This is a genomic window from Chryseobacterium sp. KCF3-3 (assembly GCF_045865955.1).
Classification (GTDB): domain Bacteria; phylum Bacteroidota; class Bacteroidia; order Flavobacteriales; family Weeksellaceae; genus Chryseobacterium.
In genome coordinates this window covers 559,741-580,778 of record NZ_AP035792.1, presented here as the reverse complement: position 1 = coordinate 580,778, position 21,038 = coordinate 559,741, and the positions used below count along the sequence as shown (strand labels likewise).

Below are 21,038 nucleotides of genomic sequence, written 5' to 3'. Positions count from 1 at the left end.
TTCATCCAGCCTATCATGATTGATTGTAATAAATGAAAAGCTTCCTTAATTTTAATAAAAAAAATATAATTGAAAAATATGTCATTATTTACAGACAAGTTTACATTTTTTAAAGTATTCATTTATTTTATTTTTGTTTTTTCGGGGTCTCTAAAGTGGTTGCCTATTCCAATGGATTTGACCCTATTGTCTCTTTTGCTTTGTTTTGTGGTAATGATCTCGGAATTGCGTACAATAGTTCCGCTACAAGTAAAGGATCGCCTCATCGTTATTTTAATGCTTATATTGAGTTTTATTTTTCTTATTTCTAATTTTTATTCAGTATCTACTATCTATGCCCAATCTAAATCCCTTGCTGTTGTTCTGAATATTTTTACAGTAATGTACCCCATTGTTGTATTTAAAAAATCTATTTTTTCTGAATTGAAATTATTGATGTATCTTATTGGTGGATTAATGATTGTAGGATTGTTTTATCTGTATTTTAATAATATGTTTATTATATTCCATGATTCTGAATTGTTAGTAGATAAAGTTCCTACATATTTGGTTATTGGAATCATGTTGTGTGCATGTTTTATTTTCTCTTTGGCAAGCAAATTAACATGGTATGTTGCAGCTTACAGATTATCAATATTATTTTTACTATTTCAACTGGGTGGAAGAGGTCCAATTATTAATTTGATATTATCCTTAATTATTTTCTTTACTTTGAATCTTAAAAATTATAAGATAAATTATAAAACAGGATTTGCAATAGGGGCATTATTTTTTACCATTCTTATTTTTGGAGAGAATATTTATACTTTTGCATTTCAAAATGTTGACTTTGAACGATTTAATATATTTAAAGTTTATAACGATGATGCTAGTTTATCAGTAAGAGGAAACTTTCTTGAAATTGGACTGGAGTCAATACTGGATCATTCTTTTTTTGGATTGGGAATTGGAAGTTCTGGACTTATATTGGATGGCATTGATCAAAGTAATTATCCGCATAATTTGTTTGTTGAAGCAATGATGGAATTAGGGATATTAGGTGGATTATTATATCTATCAATATATTTATTATTTTTTTTTAAGAACTATTCCATTTCTAAAAAAAATAAAAATATGCTGATATTATTTATTATAGTTTTATTATTTTATCTGGAAGACAACAAAAGTAACTCTTTTGATTCCTGGAGATGTAGTATTATATGGATTATGTTTTTTATATCTGAAAAAAGATACAAAGCTGGAATAACTAATTAAAAATTTGAAATAATGTATAATATTAATTTTGTAAAAATTGATTATACTTATATAAGTTCCTATAAATATTATTTAATTTAAAAAAAGAAAAAAACAAATGTGTGGAATTTTTGGTGTCGTATCGAACACCAGCATTAATAAACAAAAGTTTCAAACTCTGGTAAAGCATTCCGAACAAAGAGGAGTAGATTCTAGTGGTTTGATTTATTATCAAAATAACCAATATAAAGTAAACAGAGCTGATTATAGCATTGAAAAATTACTGAATAAGGTAAAACCATATAATAACAATATTGTTTTAGGACATAGTAGATTGATTACTAATGGACTGGGGGATAATCAGCCAGTCATCAGAGGAAATATATGTGCAATACATAATGGGATTATTGTAAACGAAGAAGAAGTCTGGAGTAAGCTATCGGTAAGAAGACAATTAAAAATTGATTCCGAAGCTATTGTGGCTATTGCAGAAGAGTTTCTTAATAACGACGAAAACAAATTAGAAAACCTTCCTAAAGAGATATTTTCTTTATGTCAGGGAGTTATTGCCTGTGCTCTTGCTCTGCCAGAAAAAGGAAAACTTCTTCTTTTTTCTAATAATGGAAGTTTATATGTAGGTTATAATGAGGACAAAACTTATTTTGCATCAGAAAGCTACGGACTTAGAATCATAGGCTGCGAAAATATCACCCAGATAAAAGAAGAGTCTTTGATTTTGGATATTCCTGTCTCAAAAGAAAATCTTACCATCACAGATGAAAAAAGCAGAGTAGAAAACTTAATCCCCGAGTTTAAATTTAATACTATTGAAGAAGGACTGCTTGAATATAAAAAGCTTAATATCAAAAGGTGTACTAAATGTATTCTCCCAGAGACAATGCCTTTCATAAAATTTGATGAAGAAGGAGTATGTAATTACTGTAAAAGCTACAAACCAAGAAATAATCCAAAACCGAAAGAAGAATTATTTAAATTGGTTGAACCTTACAGAAGAAAAGGTAAGGAACTGGATTGTATTGTTCCTTTTTCAGGAGGTCGAGATAGCTGCTATGGATTGCACCTTATTGTAAAGGAACTGGAGATGAAACCTGTTACTTATACCTATGATTGGGGAATGGTAACGGACCTCGGTAGACGAAATATCAGCCGTATGTGTGCTGATCTTGGGGTAGAAAACATTATTGTTGCCGCAGATATTTCATTGAAAAGAAAAAACATCAGAATGAACCTTGAAGCATGGCTGAAGTCACCTCATTTAGGAATGATGGCAATGCTTACTGCAGGAGATAAACATTTCTTCAGACATGTGGAAGATATCAAAAAACAAACTGGGATCAACCTTAATCTTTGGGGAGTAAATCCATTGGAAGTAACTCACTTTAAAACAGGATTTTTAGATATTGAACCTGATTTTGAAGAAAAAAGAGTATACAGCCATGGTGCTATGAAACAGCTGAGATATCATTCCAAAAGATTCAGAGCGATGATGGAGAGCCCTGGATATTTCAATAGTTCACTTTGGGATACCTTGTCTGGTGAATACTATCGCAGCTTCACAGAAAAACAGGATTACTATCACATTTTTGATTATTGGAGATGGGATGAGGAGCAGGTAGATAATACTCTTTTAAATGATTATAATTGGGAAAAAGCAATTGATACTACCACTACCTGGAGAATTGGTGATGGTACAGCAGCTTTTTATAATTATGTATATTATACTGTAGCTGGTTTTACAGAGCATGATACGTTCAGAAGCAATCAGATCAGAGAAGGACAAATAACAAGAGAAAGAGCTTTAGAACTTGTTGAAATAGAAAATACTCCACGTTATCAGAATATCAGATGGTATCTGGATACTTTAGGACTGGATTTTGAAAGAGTAATTAAAATCGTGAATAAAATTCCGAAATTGTATACTGAAAAATAATTTAAATTTTTGTTCGTAAATGAAAAGCTCTACCCTGATTTTTAAGATTACTTTATTATTTACTTATTGGATGTATAGTAGTTCTTTCTGTTTGGCTATGCCTATTTTTAAACCAGCACCAGCAATACAGAATAAATTAATATTTACATCGGATAATCCCACATTTACGAACAAAAACTTAAGCGTTAAGGAGATTTCCAAAATGTTGGATTTTTATACGGATGTATTTAGCTCAGAGACTCAACTGTCCAAGTGGTACAGTTCTGTCTATGATAGTTCAGCTCTTTTGTATGTTCCTATGCAATATGCTTATGATACTCAAAATAATGAGTTAATAAATAAATTTCAGAAGCTGTTTACTTATAATACATTACTTATTGTAAAAAAGAATTCACAGGCAGATGATTTGGCTAAAAGAACCTTTTACTTTACTGTTTCAGAATATTTAAGAAGAAGTGGCATAAAAGGCAATGCCGAAAATACCAAGATGTATGATTTCATAAAAAGTGAAGTATTATATTATTGGAATAATAATCCCGCAAACATTTGGGATGCTGAATCAAAGAAATTTTATGGTGCAAAACAAAGAATAGATTATATCTTAAGTGGGAACTTTAATGGTAATCTAAGTTATTATAGAGCAATTACTGATTTTGAGCTATATGTTATGGGAACTGGTGTAAGTCTTTTACTCATTGAAAAAGATGCCAAACGAACAGTAACTCCTGATTTAGTCTCTATTAAAGACAGATTCTATCAGGTATTGAAAAAAGAAGTAAGTATTAAAGATAAAGGATGGTATCTGCAGCCAAATATTTGGAAAGATCATCCGGATTTTAAGGATGTAGCCCTTGAAAAGAGCCAAAATGTTAATTGGGATGCCTCTCATTTTTCGAGAATGTGTGCTTATCTGCATCTGTTGAAAATTAATTTTCAAAACGATACAATAAAATACAGTTATTTGGAAAAACTCACCACATTACTTTCAAATCAGTTGATAACCAACATTGCTGTTTATAATTCAAAAAATGATTTTTATACCTTCAATAATTATATAGATGGTAATAACAGTAGCTTTCGAAGTGATGTTAAAGGTGGGAAAAAAGGAATCCAGCCATCTCAGAACTTTGAACATATTTTTATTGGCTGGTGGAAAATGTTAAATACCAGAGAAGTCGATATCATGTATGAAAGAATAGCAGGAAAATTCCCTTATTATTCCGAGCAGAGTGCCTATATCACCCATGATAAAGGTTTTTTTCAGGAAATTGTAAATCTGAAATAATCTCATTTAGCATGGTTGTATTTCAAGTATGTAATTCTCCATCTGTTAGAAAACCAAATAATTAAGAATGAAACATAACTAATGTTTAATAGGAAACCTGAAAATTTTCCAAAATCCAATTAATGAATAAAAAATACGAATTTCACATATGCCATCTGACAAGTGTTCATCCGAGAAATGATTCCAGAATATTTCATAAGATGTGCAAAAGTCTGGCATCCAATGATATTAAGGTATCATTGGTAGTTGCTGATGGTAAAGGTAATGAGGTGATAGATAATGTGGAAATTATAGATATAGGTGCACCTGATGGTAGATTAAAAAGAATTACGAAAACTACATACAAAATTTTTAATAAAGCTAAGGAACTTAATGCAGATGTATTTCATCTTCATGATCCCGAACTTCTTTTAGTAGCAAACAAACTTAAAAAACTAAATAAAAAGGTAATCTTTGATTCTCACGAAGATACAGTAAACACAATTTTAGTTTCACCTTATCTAAAATCCCCTTTTTCAAATATAATTTCTCTATTATATGAGAATTTCGAACGTTATATCTGTAAAAAAATAGACGGAGTAGTTGGTGCCACACCTCATATTGAAAGTTATTTTAAAAAATTTGTCAAACAAACTGAAAATATCAATAACTATCCCATCTTATCTGATAAGAAACAGGAGAGCATTTCCTGGGATGAAAAAAAGAATGAAGTTTGTTATGTGGGATCCATTGATGATACAAGAGGAATCAAAGATTTGATGAATTCATTGGAGCTTACAAAATCAAAGGCCAAACTGAATCTGGCAGGAATGTACTCTTCTCCTGCTCTGGAAAAAGAGATAAAGGAACATAGAGACTATCACCTGGTTAATGACTTTGGATATGTAAATTCTGAAGAAGTAGATAATATTTATAATCGTTCGTTAGTAGGTGTGGTTACTTTGCATCCCATTCCAACATTTTTAGTGAGTTTGCCCATAAAAATGTTTGAATATATGGTTGCGGGAATTCCGTTTATTGCCTCAGACTTTCCTTACTGGAGAAGTTTATTGAAAGGGAGTGATTGTTGTATTTTCGTAAACCCTCAAAAGCCTCAGGCAATAGCCGATGCTATCGATTATTTCATTCTTAACAAAGAAAGAGCTAAACAAATGGGCGAACTGGGACAAAAGCTAGTCTATGAAAATTTTTCATGGGAAAGCCAGTCTGAAAAATTATTAACGTTTTATCAAAAAGTTTTATCAAACTAATATGTGCGGAATAACAGGAGCAATAGAGTTTAAAAGATCACAAAACCTCAATTTTGAAGAAGGAAGTGATTTACATAATTATATACGAAGAAGAGGACCGGATTACTATGGAGTTGAAAAAACAGAATATGAAGGATGGTCAGTAACTTTAGCTCACTCCAGGTTAGCAATTATTGATCTTTCAGGAGCTTCTAACCAACCTATGATTTCTCATGATGATAGATATACTATTACTTTTAATGGTGAAATATATAACTATCAGGAAATCCGTGAAGAATTAATATCAAATGGTTTTACATTCAGAACAACAGGAGATACTGAAGTTCTTTTAAGAGCATGGGAATGCTGGGGTGAAGGCTGTTTGGATAGACTAAACGGGATGTTTGTTTTTGGTTTATTTGATAAAATTAAAGGAGAGTTCTATCTGGTAAGAGACAGATTTGGAGTTAAACCATTAATATATACTTTTTTTGATGGTCAGCTATTGTTTTCCTCTTCCATAGCCTCTGTTGCAAAACAAATAAATCAGGAGATAGATCTGGAATATTGTTCCAGTGGAATAAGGTTCGGTTTTTTTGAAGGATATGAAGACAGAACTCCTTTCAAAAATGTAAAATATCTATTGCCAGGATCATTGATGAAATGTACGTTGGATGGAGAACTGAAAATAGAAATAAAGTCATGGTATTCCCTGGAAGAGCAGGTGGCAAAAAAAAGAAAAGAACTTGAATCTTTAAGCTCAGATGAACTAATTTCCCAAGGGAAAGCTCTGTTGGAAAGTTCAACCAAGATACGTCTGAGAAGTGATGTTCCTCTGGCAATTTCTTTAAGTGGTGGGGTAGACTCATCGTCTATAGCAGCAATTACAGCGAAAGAAGTAGATCACCTGATGGCCTTCAGCTATGGAGCTCCGGATCATCCGAAATCAGAGGGACCCATTATTAATAAATTTGCAAAGGATAAAAATATTAATGTTGAGTATATTCACCATTCTTACACCCCAGATGAGATGGGTAATATTTATGATCAAACCATGGAGGCACAGGAATCTCCATTTCTTGGATTAAGTATTATTGCACAACATGAAGTCTATAAACAGGTAAAAGAAAGAAATATTAAAGTTTTACTGGGAGGCCAGGGTGGAGATGAAATTTTTGCAGGATACAGGAAATTTTTTTTAGTAGCACTGAAAAAGGCAATAGAAAAAAAGGAAATCCTTCCGGGGTTGCAATATTTTCATTCCTTAGCACTTATGCTGATATTCGAAACCAAGCAAATAAAAACATATTGGAATGAGAAAAACAGGTATCTGAAAACAACAGGAAAAGATACTTCATTCCTTGATTGCCTGCCAAATATTTCCTTAAATCTCTTTGAAAATACATCTTTGTCAAACAGACAGATTTCAGATATTCAGAAATACAGTATTCCCTCACTGTTAAGATATGAAGACAGAAATTCAATGTATTTTTCTATTGAAAGCAGACTCCCTTTTATGGATTATAGATTGGTAGAGTTTGCTCTGGCATTGCCGGATCTGCTTAAGATTAAACACGGATATGGAAAATGGATACTGCGTGAAATGATGAAAAAAGACGTACCAGGCTATATTCTTAAAAACCGTTTAAAAAGAGGTTTTGACGTTACCCAGAATTGGGTAAATGATGGTGTGGGAGAAAGAATACAATCAAATATTTTAGAAAATAAAAATAAAGTAAAAGATTTTGTCTCTGATATCAGTAGACTTGAAGATGCCCTTACAATCAAGAATCTTAATAACAGCAATATTTTGAATGAAGCAATCATGCTTGATTTCCTGATAGATCCTATTAAAAAACCAACACTTCAGTGATGAAAACGAATAAAAACACCTGGCTGATTTCCAAATATGCCTCACCTCCTCAATATGCAAAAGCCCCGTCACGCTTATTCTATCTGGCAAGGGAGTTTAAAAAATTGGGTAATGAAGCATTATTAATAACATCAGATGCTAATCATTTTACCAATTGTCCCGAAACTGACAAGATTTATAATGATGAAGAACATGATGGGGTAGACATAAGATGGATTAAAACAAAAAAATATACCAAAACTGCATCAATAGACAGAATATTGTCCTGGTTTGATTTTGAAAGAAAGCTTTTCTCAATGAAACTTTCCAACATGACAAAACCTGATGTAGTTATTGTTTCGTCACTTTCGATTTTTACCATTATCTATGGTTATTATCTGAAAAAGAAATTTGGTAGTTTTTTAGTCTTTGAAATCCGGGATATATGGCCTTTAACTATGACAGAAGAAGCCGGTTTTTCCAAATGGCATCCACTTGTCTTACTGATAGGGTTTATAGAAAAATTTGGGTATAAAAAAGCGGATCTGGTAGCAGGAACAATGCCAAGATTAGATCTACATGTAGAACAATTACTGGGATATAAAAGACCTTTTCATTGTTCACCATTAGGATTTGATCCAGAAAACTATTCTGAAGACTTTTTAAAAGATACAAATCCGTTTTCAGGGATAGTATCATCAGGCAAAGTCATTATTGGTTATGCAGGCAGTATGGGGGTTACCAATGCATTGGAACCTTTTATTGAAACAATACAAAGGATGAAGGAGAACAGTAATATCCATTTTTTACTTGTTGGAAGTGGTGATCTCAGAGAGTCTTACGAAGAACAACTAAAAAATTGTTCCAATGTGACATTTTTACAAAGAATTCAGCAAAGTGAAGTTAAATATTTTCTTGATGCCTGCGATATTCTGTACTTGTCTACTAAAGATTCAAAAGTATGGGATTACGGACAATCGATGAATAAAGTGGTAGAATATATGCTGGCTGCGAAACCTATTATTGCTTCGTATACCGGATATCCTTCAATGATTAATGAAGCTGATTGTGGTAAGTTTATCAACAGTACTTCTGCAGAGGATATTAAAGATGCCATCTTATATTATGCCAATATGAGCCAGGAAGAAAGGGTTGAGATAGGTGATAAAGGAAGAAAATGGATTTTTGAAAACAGAACGTATCCGGTGTTAGGAAAAAAATATATGGATGCAATTGTATTTCATTCTGTAAAGCAAAAGAAATAATTTTGCAAAAGTTGAAATATAAATATTAGGATTTATCTTGAAAATTACTATTAACAATAATTTCATTTATAAACTATTCCTGTTATCCGTTATGGTAGGAAATACCATTGCTATTTCTTTTGCAAAGCCTTTGGAAATGGATCCAAGGAACTTTTCTATCCCTTATCGGATTTTTATTATTGTATTTTCTGTATTCATAATTTATAGAGAAAGAAGGAATATTAGTTTTAAAAATATTTCATTGATAAGCCTTGTTGGATTTTGGATTTTCTATATTATCAAGCTTATCTATTCGTTTAATAATTATTCGTTTAACAAGGATGTAATAGTATTAGAGAATGAGGATATCTTCAGAATTTTATTTATGAATCTCCTTCCTAGTGCAGCGTTATTATGTATTAATTACAATAAAGTAGATTTCAAAAGTATTACAAAGTACTGTCTCTTTATTTTATGTGGTCTTCTTGTTGTTAATTATATATATGGTTATATCAACTTAGATCATATATTTAGTACATACTACATTATGTATGGTCATATAGGAGCCTCATTGTTTATCATCTCTTTATTTTTGCTTTTATTTTGTAAAAAAGATTATAAATCATATTTTTTATTCTTCTGTCTTTTTTTAGGACTTTTTAATGTAATACAATCTATGGCCAGAAGTCCTTTAATGGCTATTGCTGTATGCTCTTTTTACATGGTTCTTTTAAAGGGAAATAAAAAATATCTGTTATATGCCATTACATTAATTTTGTTATTGATAGGTCTTATTTTTCTCCATGAACAATATGGTGACGGATTCATAACAAGCTTTAACAGAATGTATAAATGGCTTGCCCTGGGAGATACCTCGAGCAGAGAACCATTATATAGAGGAGCTCTTGAAATTTTTAATTCAAATCCTGTCTTAGGAGGAAGAATTTTATTTGAAGATGGAGTTCACCCGCATAACATCTTTTTAGAACTTTTAATGGCAACCGGTATTCTAGGGTTCATTATTTATTTTCTAAAGTTTTTGCCAGTATTTCAAAATGCCTCTATTTTCTGGAACATAAATAAAAGTAATATATACTATAAAGTTATTTTTGCTTTATTTTTGCAATATTTTACGCTCGTACAGACATCTTGTAATCTTTTTAGTATACCGGAATTTTTGTACTTTAGTTCAATAATTATTGGTATTAGTTATAGCGCAAAAAACAAAAGAATTGAGTAAAAGCTCACCATGTATTATGACGAACAGATCTAACTTTTAAGAATGTATAAAAATTATTTAAAGAGGATTTTTGACTTTGTATTTTCTCTGATGGGAATTACCTTATTGCTTCCGATTTTCCTTGTTGTGATGATAGGATTATTCCTGGCTAATGATGGAAAACCCTTTTTCTTCCAGTTAAGACCTGGGAAAAATGGGAAAGTATTTAAAATTATAAAGTTTAAAACAATGAATGATAAAAAGGATTCCAATGGAAACCTTTTATCAGATGCAGAAAGACTAACAGCTATAGGCTCATTCGTTCGTAAAACATCCTTGGATGAAATTCCACAGTTGATCAATGTTTTGAAAGGAGATATGTCTCTTATTGGTCCCAGACCTCTTCTTGTACAATATCTGCCGCTTTATAACGAGCACCAGGCACGAAGACATGAAGTGAGACCCGGAATTACAGGATGGGCTCAGGTAAATGGAAGAAATGCCATATCATGGAACCAAAAATTTGATTATGATGTTTGGTACGTTGATAATTTATCATTTATCTTAGATGTGAAAGTTTTCTTTCTAACAGCAAAAAAAGTATTTATTAGAGAAGGAATTTCTCAAGAAGGGCAAGCAACAATGGAACCTTTTAAAGGAAATATTTAAAATATGAAAAAAATAGCAATTATTGGAGCAGGAGGATTCGGACGTGAGGTGAAAATGCTGATCGATCATATCAACCAAAAAAATGAACAATTTGAAATTCAAGGTTTTTATGATGATAAACATTATGATCATGATATTAATGGAGTCCCATACTTAGGAAAGATTGAAAAAATAAATGAAGTAAAGGAGCCTTTATGTATTGCGGTCGCAATTGGAGATCCTAAAACAAAGAAAAAAATTATACAAGGTATCCATAATGTGAATATTGAATTTCCAACTTTAATTCACCCATCAGTAATTATTGGGCAAGATGATACCAAAATTGGAAATGGAAATATTATTTGTGCAGGCGTTATTATTACGGTAAATATCGTCATTGAAAATTTTGTAATCCTTAACCTTTCCTGTACCGTAGGACATGATACAATAATAAAGGATTACAGCTCATTCATGCCAACAGTTAATATCTCTGGAGAAGTTGTAATCAATGAAGCGGTATATGTAGGGACAGGGGCAAAAATTATAAATCTTCTTGAGATTGGTGAAAATACTATTGTCGGAGCAGGAGCAGTAGTTTATAAAAGTCTTCCTGCCAACTGCACAGCAGTAGGAATTCCAGCTAAACCTATAAAATTTCACGATTAATATGAATACTAAAATCTGGTTGTCCTCACCACATATGGGAGGGAATGAACAAAAATATATCAACGAAGCATTTGAAGAAAACTGGGTAGCCCCATTGGGACCTAATGTTAACGGATTTGAAAGTGATCTGGAGCAGTTTTTAGGCGGAAATGCAAAAGTGGCTGCACTTTCTGCAGGTACTGCAGCATTACACCTTGCTCTTATTGAATGTGGAATTGTACATGGTGATGAGGTAATCTGCCAATCAATGACTTTCTCTGCTTCAGCTAACCCAATTGCATATTGTGGAGCAATTCCCGTTTTTGTGGATAGCGAACCAGTTACATGGAATATGTGCCCCAAAGCATTAAGAGAAGCTATTGAAGACAGGATCCAGAAAGGAACAAAGCCTAAAGCAATCATTGTAGTTCACCTTTACGGTATGCCTGCAAAAATGGACGAAATTATGGCTATTGCTCAGGAATTCCAGATTCCTGTGATTGAAGACGCAGCAGAAGCACTTGGTTCAACTTATAAAGGACAGGCATGCGGAACATTCGGACGTTTTGGGATTTTAAGTTTTAATGGAAATAAAATTATTACCACTTCCGGAGGAGGAGCTATGGTTTGTCATACTCAGGAAGATAAAGATAAAACCGTTTTCCTTTCTACACAGGCCAGAGATAATGCTCCTCATTATCAGCATTCGCAGATTGGCTTCAACTATAGAATGAGTAATATTGTAGCAGGAATAGGACGAGGACAGATGGAAGTTCTTAAGGACAGAGTTGCTGCCCGTAGAGCCATGCACAGCTTCTATGTTGATCTTTTTAAAAATATTGAAGGTGTAACTGTATTTTCAGAATCTGGAAATGATTTTTATTCAAATCAATGGTTATCTGCGATAATCATTGATCCTGAAATTACAGGTAAAGACAGAGAAAGTTTAAGACTTGCGTTCTTAGAAGATAATATAGAATCAAGACCACTTTGGAAACCAATGCATTTACAGCCGGTTTTTGAAACTTCTCCTTACTATGGTGGGAATGTTTCTGAAAAACTTTTTGATAACGGATTATGTCTTCCTTCAGGTTCTAATCTGTCAGATGATGACAGAGAGAGAATAACGAAAGTAGTGCATGCTTACTTTGGAATTTAATACCATTGAATTGAATGAATCAGTATAAATATTGGAAAACGATTTTTGATTTTGTCTTAGCGGCAATATTGATTCTATTTCTTATGCCGGTACTGATTATTTTATTTGTAATTGCAAGTTTGGATACATCTTCCAATGGAATTTTTTTTCAGACCCGAATAGGGCAATATGGAAAACCATTTACCATTTTTAAGATTAAAACAATTCATGAACAGAAGAGAACGTGTTCAAAAACAGGGCAGATTCTCAGAAAATTTAAGCTGGATGAATTTCCACAATTGTTTAATATTTTAAAAGGTGAGATGAGTTTTGTAGGTCCCAGACCTGATATTGAAGGCTATTATGATAAGCTTACCGGAGCAGACAGAAAAGTTTTGGAACTCAAGCCCGGGCTTACCTGTGAAGCAAGTATTAAATACAGAGATGAAGAATATCTTCTGAAAAACCAGGAAGATCCTTTAGCTTATAATGATGAAGTATTATTTCCGAACAAAGTAAAAATGAATCTGGACTATTTTGAAAATATGTCTTTCAGAAACGATATGAAAATCTTGTTTAAAACATTAATAACCACATTGAAATAGAGTTTTTAACTATTATGAAAATTAAAGAAACCCCGCTTAAAGACTGCTATATCATAGAGCCTACTATTTTTGAAGACGAAAGAGGCTACTTCTTTGAAAAGTTCAACGAAAAAAAATTCGAGGAACTTACCGGAATGAACGGGCACTTTGTGCAGGATAATATTTCCAAATCCTCCTATGGAGTTTTAAGAGGACTCCATCTTCAGAAAGGAGAACATGCCCAGGCAAAATTGGTATCATGCCTTGAAGGAAGCGTTTGGGATGTGGCTGTAGACCTTAGAGAGGATTCTCCTACATTCGGAAAATGGTTCGGAATAGAACTTACTGCTGAAAATAAATTACAGCTTTATGTACCGAGAGGTTTCGGACATGGTTTTTCTGTATTGAGTACCCATGCTGTATTTTCTTATAAATGTGATAATTTTTATAACAAAGAATCAGAAGGCAGTGTGAAATTCAATGATCCCGATATTGATATCGATTGGAAGGTAGATGAAAAAGATGCCATACTTTCAGATAAAGATCAGAATGCTCCCGGATTTAAAGAAAAAAACTTTTAAAGTATATCCCTGAAAACCACTTTTATAAAGTGGTTTTTATTTTTTAATCCTAACTCTCCAATATTTTGTATCTTTGCAGACTCAAAATCAAAACGATGCGTACAAAATCTGTAGGGAAGAAGAAAATCAATGTAGTCACTCTTGGATGTTCCAAGAATGTATATGATTCTGAAGTATTAATGAGCCAGCTGAAAGCCAATGGCAAAGAAGTGGTTCACGAAGACCGTGGGGACATTGTGGTCATCAATACCTGCGGATTTATTGATAATGCTAAAGAAGAGTCTATCAATACCATCCTTGATTATGTTGATGCTAAAAACAGAGGTGAGGTCGAGAAAGTATTCGTTACAGGATGTTTATCTGAAAGATATAAACCGGATTTGATAAAAGAAATTCCGGACGTAGACCAATATTTCGGAACAAGAGACCTTCCGATACTTTTAAAGCATCTTGGAGCAGATTATAAACATGAACTGGTAGGAGAAAGATTAACAACAACTCCAAAACATTACGCATACCTTAAAATTTCTGAAGGCTGTGACAGACCATGTTCTTTCTGTGCAATCCCATTGATGAGAGGAGGACATATTTCAACTCCAATCGAGAAACTGGTTTTAGAAGCTCAGAAACTGGCCAAAAAAGGAACAAAAGAATTAATTCTTATTGCTCAGGATCTTACTTACTATGGATTGGACCTTTATAAAAAAAGAGCATTGGGTGATCTTTTAAAAGAATTGGTAAAAGTAGAAGGCGTAGAATGGATTCGTCTTCACTATGCTTTCCCAAGCGGATTCCCTGAAGATGTTCTTGACATTATCCGTGAAGAACCTAAAGTATGTAACTATATAGATATTCCTCTTCAGCACATCAATTCAGATTTACTGAAATCTATGAAGAGAGGAACTACCCATGAGAAAACGGATGCTCTTTTAGGAAAATTCAGAGAGAAAGTTCCAGATATGGCGATCAGAACAACACTTATCGTTGGATATCCTGGAGAAACGGAAGAGATATTTCAGGAACTTAAAGACTGGGTGAGAGAACAGAAATTTGATAGATTAGGTTGCTTTACTTATTCTCACGAAGAGAATACGACTGCCCATGTTTTAGAAGATAATATTCCACAGGAAGTAAAAGAGGCAAGAGTAGAGGAAATTATGGAATTGCAGTCTCAGATTTCATGGGAAAAAAATCAGGAAAAAATAGGTAAAGTATTCAGATGTGTTTTTGACCGTAAAGAAGGAAATTATTTCATCGGAAGAACGGAATATGACTCACCAGATGTAGATAATACAGTTCTGGTTTCTGCAGAAGATACTTATATTTCAATAGGAGAATTTGCAGATGTTAAAATTACCTCTGCTGAAGAATTTGACTTATACGGAGAATTAGTCTAGTTAAACGCTTGTTAATCAGTTAAAAATGATGTTTTTGAAACCGAATTATTAACTAAAATTAACATAGAATTTTCTCGGTAACCGGTTTTTATTTAATTGATAATCAATTTGTTAATATTTTGTGTAATTAAGATTCTTTAATTTTCTTTTATAATGTATTTAAAATCGAAAATTATGTCTTAAATTTGCGCAAGAAGCAATATTTTTAAATCATGTGCTTTCAGCAAGTTAATCATTAAAAAAAGACTAAAAGTCAATTGAAATCAGTATTTAATTATTTTAGTCTTAAAGCAATGTTCACAAGTTGGGATGTGTATTCTTTTTTGGAAATATTGATGAAAAAAATGTAATTAAAAATCTTTAAAAACTTATGAAAAAATTTTTATTAACAGCAATTATGCTTGTTGGCCTTTCGGCCGTTTCTAAGGCTCAACAAGGGCGAGTGGGGATTAACACAACCACACCTGCCGCAACATTAGACGTAGTAGCAAATACTACAGACAATGCAAGACCAGATGCCTTATTAGTCCCTCGTATGACGGCAGCGCAACTATCTGCAAAAGATGACACTTCCGGTACTTATGGTACACCTCAAAATGGAGCTGTTGTTTATATTACTGCAGGTACAGGAACTGGAGCTAGAAAAGCTAAGATTACAGGACCTGGATTTTACTACTTTGATTCTGTAGTTCCTGAATGGAAACCTCTAGGTGGAGGAGCTGTAGCAACAGGAATGACTGTAAGAGCACAAACAGCAGGTACCATCTCTGATGCTGACTTAAATAACGGTGTTATTGTAAGTACTTCAGGTACGGTTTTCAATCTGGATGCTTTAACCAAGACAAATGGTAAAACGATTACATTCATTGATAATACAACCTCAGGGTTCAGTATTACAGGTACTGCAGGTACTATCAGTAATCAGGCAACACTTTCTCCTACAGGACCTGGTGGATCATTAAGCTACATTTGTGATGGCGCAGTTTGGTATAGCTATAGCAGCTTTTAATCTTAAAAACACATTCAATTATGAAATTATATTTAACATCAATAGTTTTAGCTCTAACAGCATCAGCTAACGTAGCATTTGCACAATTAAGAGCGAATAATGCTATTAGTACAAACATTACAGGACAATCTGCATTTATAGATGCTTCTGCTAATGGATTCTCAAATGGGGCTAATAATGGTAAAGGTCTGGCGTTCCCTAGAACAGATTTAACTGTTTTTACTTTTGTTACGGGTACTACAAGTAACTTTAACTTCCCGACTGCATACGATGGTATGGTTGTTTACAACTCTAAAACAGGTACTACTCCAGCAACTGGATCAGGTATCGGAGGACAATCTGTTACACCAGGTTTCTATTATTTCTCTAACCCGACAGGAGGTTCTGCTAATGCATATGCAACTTCTACAGGTCAGTGGTTACCGTTTAATGCTAGTACTAAAGAAAACATTCTTACTACTGAAACTGTTACAAACAGACAAGTAAATAGCGCACAAATTTATGGTATAAAAGGAACTTTTGCTGCAAACGGTACTACTACTGCAGTAACAATTCCTGCTCCTGCCGGAATTACTGCTATGTACGGAATTACTATTTATAAAGCGGGTACTAATACAGTATATTCCAGAGAATTATATTCATATGATACATCTACAGGAGCTGCTGTTACAGGATCTCCAAGTATGTCTGTGGTATATCCAAACGGAACGTATGATTATGTTTTAGAATATTTAAAATAATAAATATTTATTTATATAAAGTAAAAACCAATGATATTTTCATTGGTTTTTTACATTTAAGGATAGACGTTCTTTCATTTTTTCGCCGTTAATAATCATAATCTTGGCTCTATATTTAGTACCTGATGAAGACATTTTATTAAATAAGATAATAAGCTGCAAATTTTAACACTGTATTTAGATGTTAAAATCTGGTTCTGAAATTTGATATTATAAGGCTCAACATATTCTGGTGGTCATTTTCTTCACGTCTTGGATTTAAGAATTTTAATTTTGGAATTATTTTTTTTGATTAAAATCTTAACAATATGTATTTTTTAAATTATTGATTATCAGTTTGTTTTGTTTTTTAAGTTTTTAAATTATGTATAAATTAGTTAATTATGTTAACTTTTTAAGTGTTTTTTTAACACTTTTTAACAGTGTGGTGTAAAAGCCCTATCCATAGGAGGTTACAGCTTTGTTTAACATTTTGTTAATATTTTATTAACTATTTTTAACATATTGAATAGGGTTTTATAAAGATTCCTGATACATTTGCTCCGTCAAAACCAATAAAAGTTCAAAATGATGAAAAGATTCATTCTCGTAATCATAATGATGATTTCAACCTTAGGTGTTTACTCTTTTACAAGTAATGCCTTAGATGCGAAAAAAACAAGTTATGCATCGTACTACCACGATAAATTTAACGGTAGAAAAACTGCTAGCGGAGAAATCTTTGATAACTCAAAGTTTACTGCAGCAAACAGAACGCTTCCATTTGGAACAAATGTTAAGGTAACAAACCTTAAAAATGGTAAAGAGGTAATAGTGAGAATTAATGACAGAGGGCCTTACCATTCATCAAGATCTTTAGACATGTCTAAAGCTGCGTTCGATGAGATCGGAGATATCAGTCATGGTACCATTCCGGTCGAATATGAAATTGTCGATTAATTTTATGATTTAAATTAAAAAAAGCCAGCTGATTCAGCTGGCTTTTTGTATGGATGAATATAACGTTGATTATACATCTAATTCCAATAAAGCAGGACAATGGTCAGAATGCACCGCTTCCTTTAAAATAACAGCCCTTGTGAGCTTATCTTTTAAACTATAGGAAGTAAAGTTATAATCTAACCTCCAACCTTTATTTCTTTCCCTTGAATTTTGTCGGTAGCTCCACCACGTATAATTATCCGGTTCATTATTAAAGAATCTGAAACTGTCAATCAGTTCACAGTCATTGATGAAACTGGTCATCCATTCCCTTTCCATAGGAAGAAACCCTGAGACATTCTTTAGACCAACAGGATTGTGAATATCAATAGCTTCATGGCAGATATTGAAGTCGCCGGATATAATAAGGTTGGGAATTTCTTTTTTCAAATTCTTGATGTACTCAAGAAAGTCATGGCAAAACTGCATTTTAAAATCGAGTCTTTCGATATTAGAGGCAGAAGGGACGTACACTGAAATCACAGAATATCCATCAAAATCAGCACGGATGATTCTTCCTTCATTATCATAGCTTTCGATACCACAACCATACTCTACATGATTGGGTTTTATTTTTGAGGCAATTCCGACCCCGCTATAGCCTTTTCTTACTGCAGAATGCCAATAACTGTGATATCCTAATTTCTCAAGGCTTTCGATATCTATCTGATCGTTTCCCGCCTTGCTCTCCTGAATGCAGATGGTATCCGGATCGGCAGTTTTCAGCCAGCCCAGAAAATCTTTCGTGAAAGCCGCTCTGATTCCATTGACATTGTATGTAATTAATCTCATTAGTCTTCTATAAAAATTTTAAAGTTTTCGTTGTATTTGGATGGGATAAATTCGGTGATAGCATAATCCGCAACCTCGTGAATATAAAAAGGATCTTCAGTGATGATCTGCTCAAGCTCTTTTTTAGAGGCTGCTTTAGCAATAATGATCCCTCCCGTTCTTGGTTCTTTTCTTCCTGAGGCAATGAAATGCCCGGAGTCATAATGTTTGTTGAGGAAAATATTATGCCGGGGAATAAGTTTTTCTATACTTTCAATAGAACTCTTATAGGTAAGCGAAATAATAAACATGATTTATTTTTTACGAAGATATGAACTATAAGAAAGAGGCAAAAATAAAAAAGCCGGTTTTGAATTTCAAAGCCGACTTTTTATATTTTTAGTAAGGGATCTTATTTTTTGAAAACTGTTTTACCGTCTTTTGTCAATTCTATTTCCTCTCCTTTACCTCTCAGCTCATAATGATCATTCTTATACCATATTCCTGATGCAGGTTTTTGCCCCTGAAGTTCAATTGTTTCATTATTGAAAACTACTGTTGCTGTATTTTTGGTATTATTGAAAGTCATATCCAGCGTTTTTCCACTGCTGTCTTTCGAAGTGCTTTTTACAATTTCATCCTGAGTTCCTGATACAGCTGCTGAATCAGACGGCTTAGAAGCAACACTGTCTGCAGGAGTAGAAGCAGAATCTGTTACTTTCTTTTCTTTATTACATGAAGTTAAAAATAAGGCTGCAAATGCTGCTGCAATAAAAATGTGCTTTTTCATAAAATTATATTTATTTAAGGTTGTCTACTAGTATGCAAAATAGATGCCTTAAAAAAGAGGCGGAAAAAATCATTCGATTTTTTCCGCCTTTTAACCCAAAATTAAATAAACTATGAAAAAAACTACTTGGGTTCTAATACGCTGATAGGAATAATACACTCTTCAAGTGAAATTCCTCCATGCTGGTAAGTTTCTTTATAGTAATTAACAAAATGATTGTAATTTTTAGGATAAGCCAGGAATATATTGTTTTTAGCAAAAATATATTTCGAGCTTAGGTTTCCTTTTGGAAGGAAAAGTTTTTCCGGGTTGGTAATGGCCCATACATCACTGTCATCATACGTTAAGCTTTTACCTGTTTTATATCTGATATTCGTAGAAGTTTCTCTGTCTCCTACCACTTTACTTGGTTTTTTCACGTATACCGTTCCGTGATCTGTAGTGATAACCAGCTTATACCCGTTTTCTGCAGCCGATTTAATAATCTTCAGTAAGGAAGAATTTTCAAACCAGTTGAAAGTAAGGGAACGGAAAGTCTTATCATCGCGGATCAGCTGATCTACAATATGGTTGTCTGTTTTCGCGTGTGACAGGATATCAATAAAGTTATAGACAATTACAAGTAGATCATTGTTTTTATGTTGATTGAAATCATCATAGATCTTTCTTTCAAAGTCAGCGTTCAGTACTTTAAGGTACTTCATAGATTTTGATCCGAGACCAATTCTCTTCATCTGGTCTTCAAGGAAATCACGCTCAAATTCATTTTTGTTTCCTTCTTCATTATCATTGAACCATTTATCAGGGAAACGTTTCTCAATCTCAGACGGCATTAATCCTGCAAAGAAAGAGTTTCTTGCATACTGTGTTGCCGTAGGAAGAATACTGTAGTAATAATCTTCTGAAACTTTATTGTAATATTTTGTGAATAAAGGTTCAATCACTTTCCACTGATCGTAACGAAGATTGTCCACCATCAGTAAAAGAACTTTTTCTTTTTCTACTTCCGGCTTTACTTTTTCCTTGAAAAGTGTGTGGCTCATTAGAGGCTTGTCTGTATCAATAAGCCAGTCAGCATAATTTTTCTCAATAAACTTAGCAAACTGAATGTTAGCTTCCTCTTTCTGAGACTGCAGAAGATCGGCAAACTCATTGTCTGCTACTTTATCAAATTTGATTTCCCAGCTAAGGATCTTTTTATAATATTCAGCCCATTCCTGGTAAGTTCTCAAATAAGAAAGTTCCATGGAAAGGTTTCTGAATTCCTGCTGGTATTGTAGAATTGTTTTTTGTTCAACAAGATTATCCTGCTGAAGGTTTTTCTTTAAGGAAAGTAATATCTGATTAGGGTTTACAGGCTTTAATATATAATCGGCAATCTGGGAACCGATAGCCTCTTCCATAATGTGTTCTTCTTCGCTTTTGGTCACCATTACGATTTTTAAGGCATTATCTTTTTCCTTAATCATAGGAATGGCTTCCAATCCGGAAATACCCGGCATATTTTCATCAATTAGCGTTAAAGCAAATTTCTCTGAATCCATAAGTTCCAAAGCCTCATTCACATTATTGACAGGAGTTACCTGGTAACCCTTCTTTTCTAAAAATACGATATGAGGTTTAAGTAAATCTATTTCATCATCGATCCATAATATCTTTTCTGACATAATTTATTTTTTACATGGTTATTGTATCAAAATGTTGACCAAATCCTTTTAAAATCTCACAAAATCGAAAGATT

20 protein-coding genes are annotated in these 21,038 nt (G+C 33.0%); 16 read left to right on the top strand and 4 right to left on the bottom strand.

Going from position 1 to position 21,038, the window contains the following annotated elements:
- The first annotated feature begins 78 nt into the window (after window positions 1-78).
- The 16 genes from ACKTTZ_RS02660 (at window position 79) to ACKTTZ_RS02585 (ending at window position 17,694) form a co-directional block, all read left to right on the top strand.
- Window positions 79-1,254, top strand: coding sequence for an O-antigen ligase family protein (locus tag ACKTTZ_RS02660; RefSeq protein WP_081906518.1), 1,176 nt, complete (start codon window positions 79-81; stop codon window positions 1,252-1,254).
- A 97-nt stretch (window positions 1,255-1,351) separates the two neighbouring features.
- Window positions 1,352-3,184 carry a glucosamine 6-phosphate synthetase gene (locus tag ACKTTZ_RS02655; RefSeq protein WP_034699108.1) on the top strand — a complete coding sequence of 611 codons (1,833 nt, stop codon included), beginning with the start codon at window positions 1,352-1,354 and terminating at the stop codon, window positions 3,182-3,184.
- Window positions 3,185-3,203: 19 nt separating this feature from the next.
- On the top strand, window positions 3,204-4,469 hold the full coding sequence (locus ACKTTZ_RS02650; RefSeq protein ID WP_034699111.1) for a hypothetical protein: 1,266 nt from the start codon (window positions 3,204-3,206) through the stop codon (window positions 4,467-4,469).
- Between the two features lie 122 nt (window positions 4,470-4,591).
- Entirely contained in the window at window positions 4,592-5,719 is a 1,128-nt protein-coding gene (locus ACKTTZ_RS02645; protein ID WP_034699119.1) for a glycosyltransferase, read from the top strand.
- Between the two features lies 1 nt (window position 5,720).
- The gene (asnB, locus tag ACKTTZ_RS02640; RefSeq protein WP_051934595.1) at window positions 5,721-7,571 is read left to right on the top strand and encodes an asparagine synthase (glutamine-hydrolyzing); all 1,851 of its coding nucleotides are present in this window, start codon (window positions 5,721-5,723) and stop codon (window positions 7,569-7,571) included.
- Window positions 7,571-8,815: a glycosyltransferase family 4 protein gene (locus tag ACKTTZ_RS02635; protein WP_051934597.1), complete on the top strand. Its 1,245-nt coding sequence runs from the start codon at window positions 7,571-7,573 to the stop codon at window positions 8,813-8,815. The genes asnB and ACKTTZ_RS02635 overlap by 1 nt, the downstream gene beginning before the upstream one ends.
- A gap of 91 nt (window positions 8,816-8,906) precedes the next feature.
- Window positions 8,907-10,034, top strand: a complete 1,128-nt coding sequence (locus ACKTTZ_RS02630) for an O-antigen ligase family protein (RefSeq protein WP_407847215.1) — start codon at window positions 8,907-8,909, stop codon at window positions 10,032-10,034.
- 42 nt (window positions 10,035-10,076) lie between these two features.
- Window positions 10,077-10,682 (top strand): sugar transferase, encoded by a 606-nt coding sequence (locus ACKTTZ_RS02625; RefSeq protein ID WP_034699125.1) that lies wholly within the window; start codon window positions 10,077-10,079, stop codon window positions 10,680-10,682.
- Between the two features lie 3 nt (window positions 10,683-10,685).
- Window positions 10,686-11,327, top strand: a complete 642-nt coding sequence (locus ACKTTZ_RS02620; protein ID WP_407847213.1) for an acetyltransferase — start codon at window positions 10,686-10,688, stop codon at window positions 11,325-11,327.
- 1 nt (window position 11,328) lies between these two features.
- A complete protein-coding gene (locus ACKTTZ_RS02615; protein ID WP_407847211.1) occupies window positions 11,329-12,465 on the top strand; it encodes an aminotransferase class I/II-fold pyridoxal phosphate-dependent enzyme in 1,137 nt (378 codons plus the stop codon).
- 14 nt (window positions 12,466-12,479) lie between these two features.
- A complete protein-coding gene (locus tag ACKTTZ_RS02610) occupies window positions 12,480-13,049 on the top strand; it encodes a sugar transferase (RefSeq protein WP_407847209.1) in 570 nt (189 codons plus the stop codon).
- Window positions 13,050-13,063: 14 nt separating this feature from the next.
- Complete coding sequence (rfbC, locus tag ACKTTZ_RS02605) at window positions 13,064-13,609, top strand: dTDP-4-dehydrorhamnose 3,5-epimerase (protein ID WP_407847207.1); 546 nt, start codon at window positions 13,064-13,066, stop codon at window positions 13,607-13,609.
- Between the two features lie 95 nt (window positions 13,610-13,704).
- Window positions 13,705-15,006 carry a 30S ribosomal protein S12 methylthiotransferase RimO gene (rimO, locus tag ACKTTZ_RS02600; protein ID WP_034699137.1) on the top strand — a complete coding sequence of 434 codons (1,302 nt, stop codon included), beginning with the start codon at window positions 13,705-13,707 and terminating at the stop codon, window positions 15,004-15,006.
- Window positions 15,007-15,376: 370 nt separating this feature from the next.
- On the top strand, window positions 15,377-16,015 hold the full coding sequence (locus tag ACKTTZ_RS02595) for a hypothetical protein (protein ID WP_156106571.1): 639 nt from the start codon (window positions 15,377-15,379) through the stop codon (window positions 16,013-16,015).
- Between the two features lie 20 nt (window positions 16,016-16,035).
- Window positions 16,036-16,755 (top strand): hypothetical protein, encoded by a 720-nt coding sequence (locus tag ACKTTZ_RS02590; RefSeq protein WP_034699141.1) that lies wholly within the window; start codon window positions 16,036-16,038, stop codon window positions 16,753-16,755.
- A 567-nt stretch (window positions 16,756-17,322) separates the two neighbouring features.
- A complete protein-coding gene (locus ACKTTZ_RS02585; RefSeq protein WP_034699143.1) occupies window positions 17,323-17,694 on the top strand; it encodes a septal ring lytic transglycosylase RlpA family protein in 372 nt (123 codons plus the stop codon).
- 69 nt (window positions 17,695-17,763) lie between these two features.
- Here the strand turns inward: ACKTTZ_RS02585 and ACKTTZ_RS02580 are convergent, their stop codons facing one another.
- The 4 genes from ACKTTZ_RS02580 to ACKTTZ_RS02565 all read right to left on the bottom strand — a co-directional run bounded on the left by ACKTTZ_RS02580 (window position 17,764) and on the right by ACKTTZ_RS02565 (window position 20,964).
- Window positions 17,764-18,528 (bottom strand): exodeoxyribonuclease III, encoded by a 765-nt coding sequence (locus ACKTTZ_RS02580; RefSeq protein WP_034699145.1) that lies wholly within the window; start codon window positions 18,526-18,528, stop codon window positions 17,764-17,766.
- A complete protein-coding gene (locus tag ACKTTZ_RS02575) occupies window positions 18,528-18,818 on the bottom strand; it encodes a YciI family protein (protein WP_034699147.1) in 291 nt (96 codons plus the stop codon). Before ACKTTZ_RS02575 ends, ACKTTZ_RS02580 begins: the two co-directional genes overlap by 1 nt.
- A gap of 101 nt (window positions 18,819-18,919) precedes the next feature.
- A complete protein-coding gene (locus ACKTTZ_RS02570) occupies window positions 18,920-19,297 on the bottom strand; it encodes an MliC family protein (protein WP_051934600.1) in 378 nt (125 codons plus the stop codon).
- Window positions 19,298-19,419: 122 nt separating this feature from the next.
- A complete protein-coding gene (locus tag ACKTTZ_RS02565) occupies window positions 19,420-20,964 on the bottom strand; it encodes a bifunctional response regulator/alkaline phosphatase family protein (RefSeq protein ID WP_034699150.1) in 1,545 nt (514 codons plus the stop codon).
- Between the last annotated feature and the right edge of the window lie 74 nt (window positions 20,965-21,038).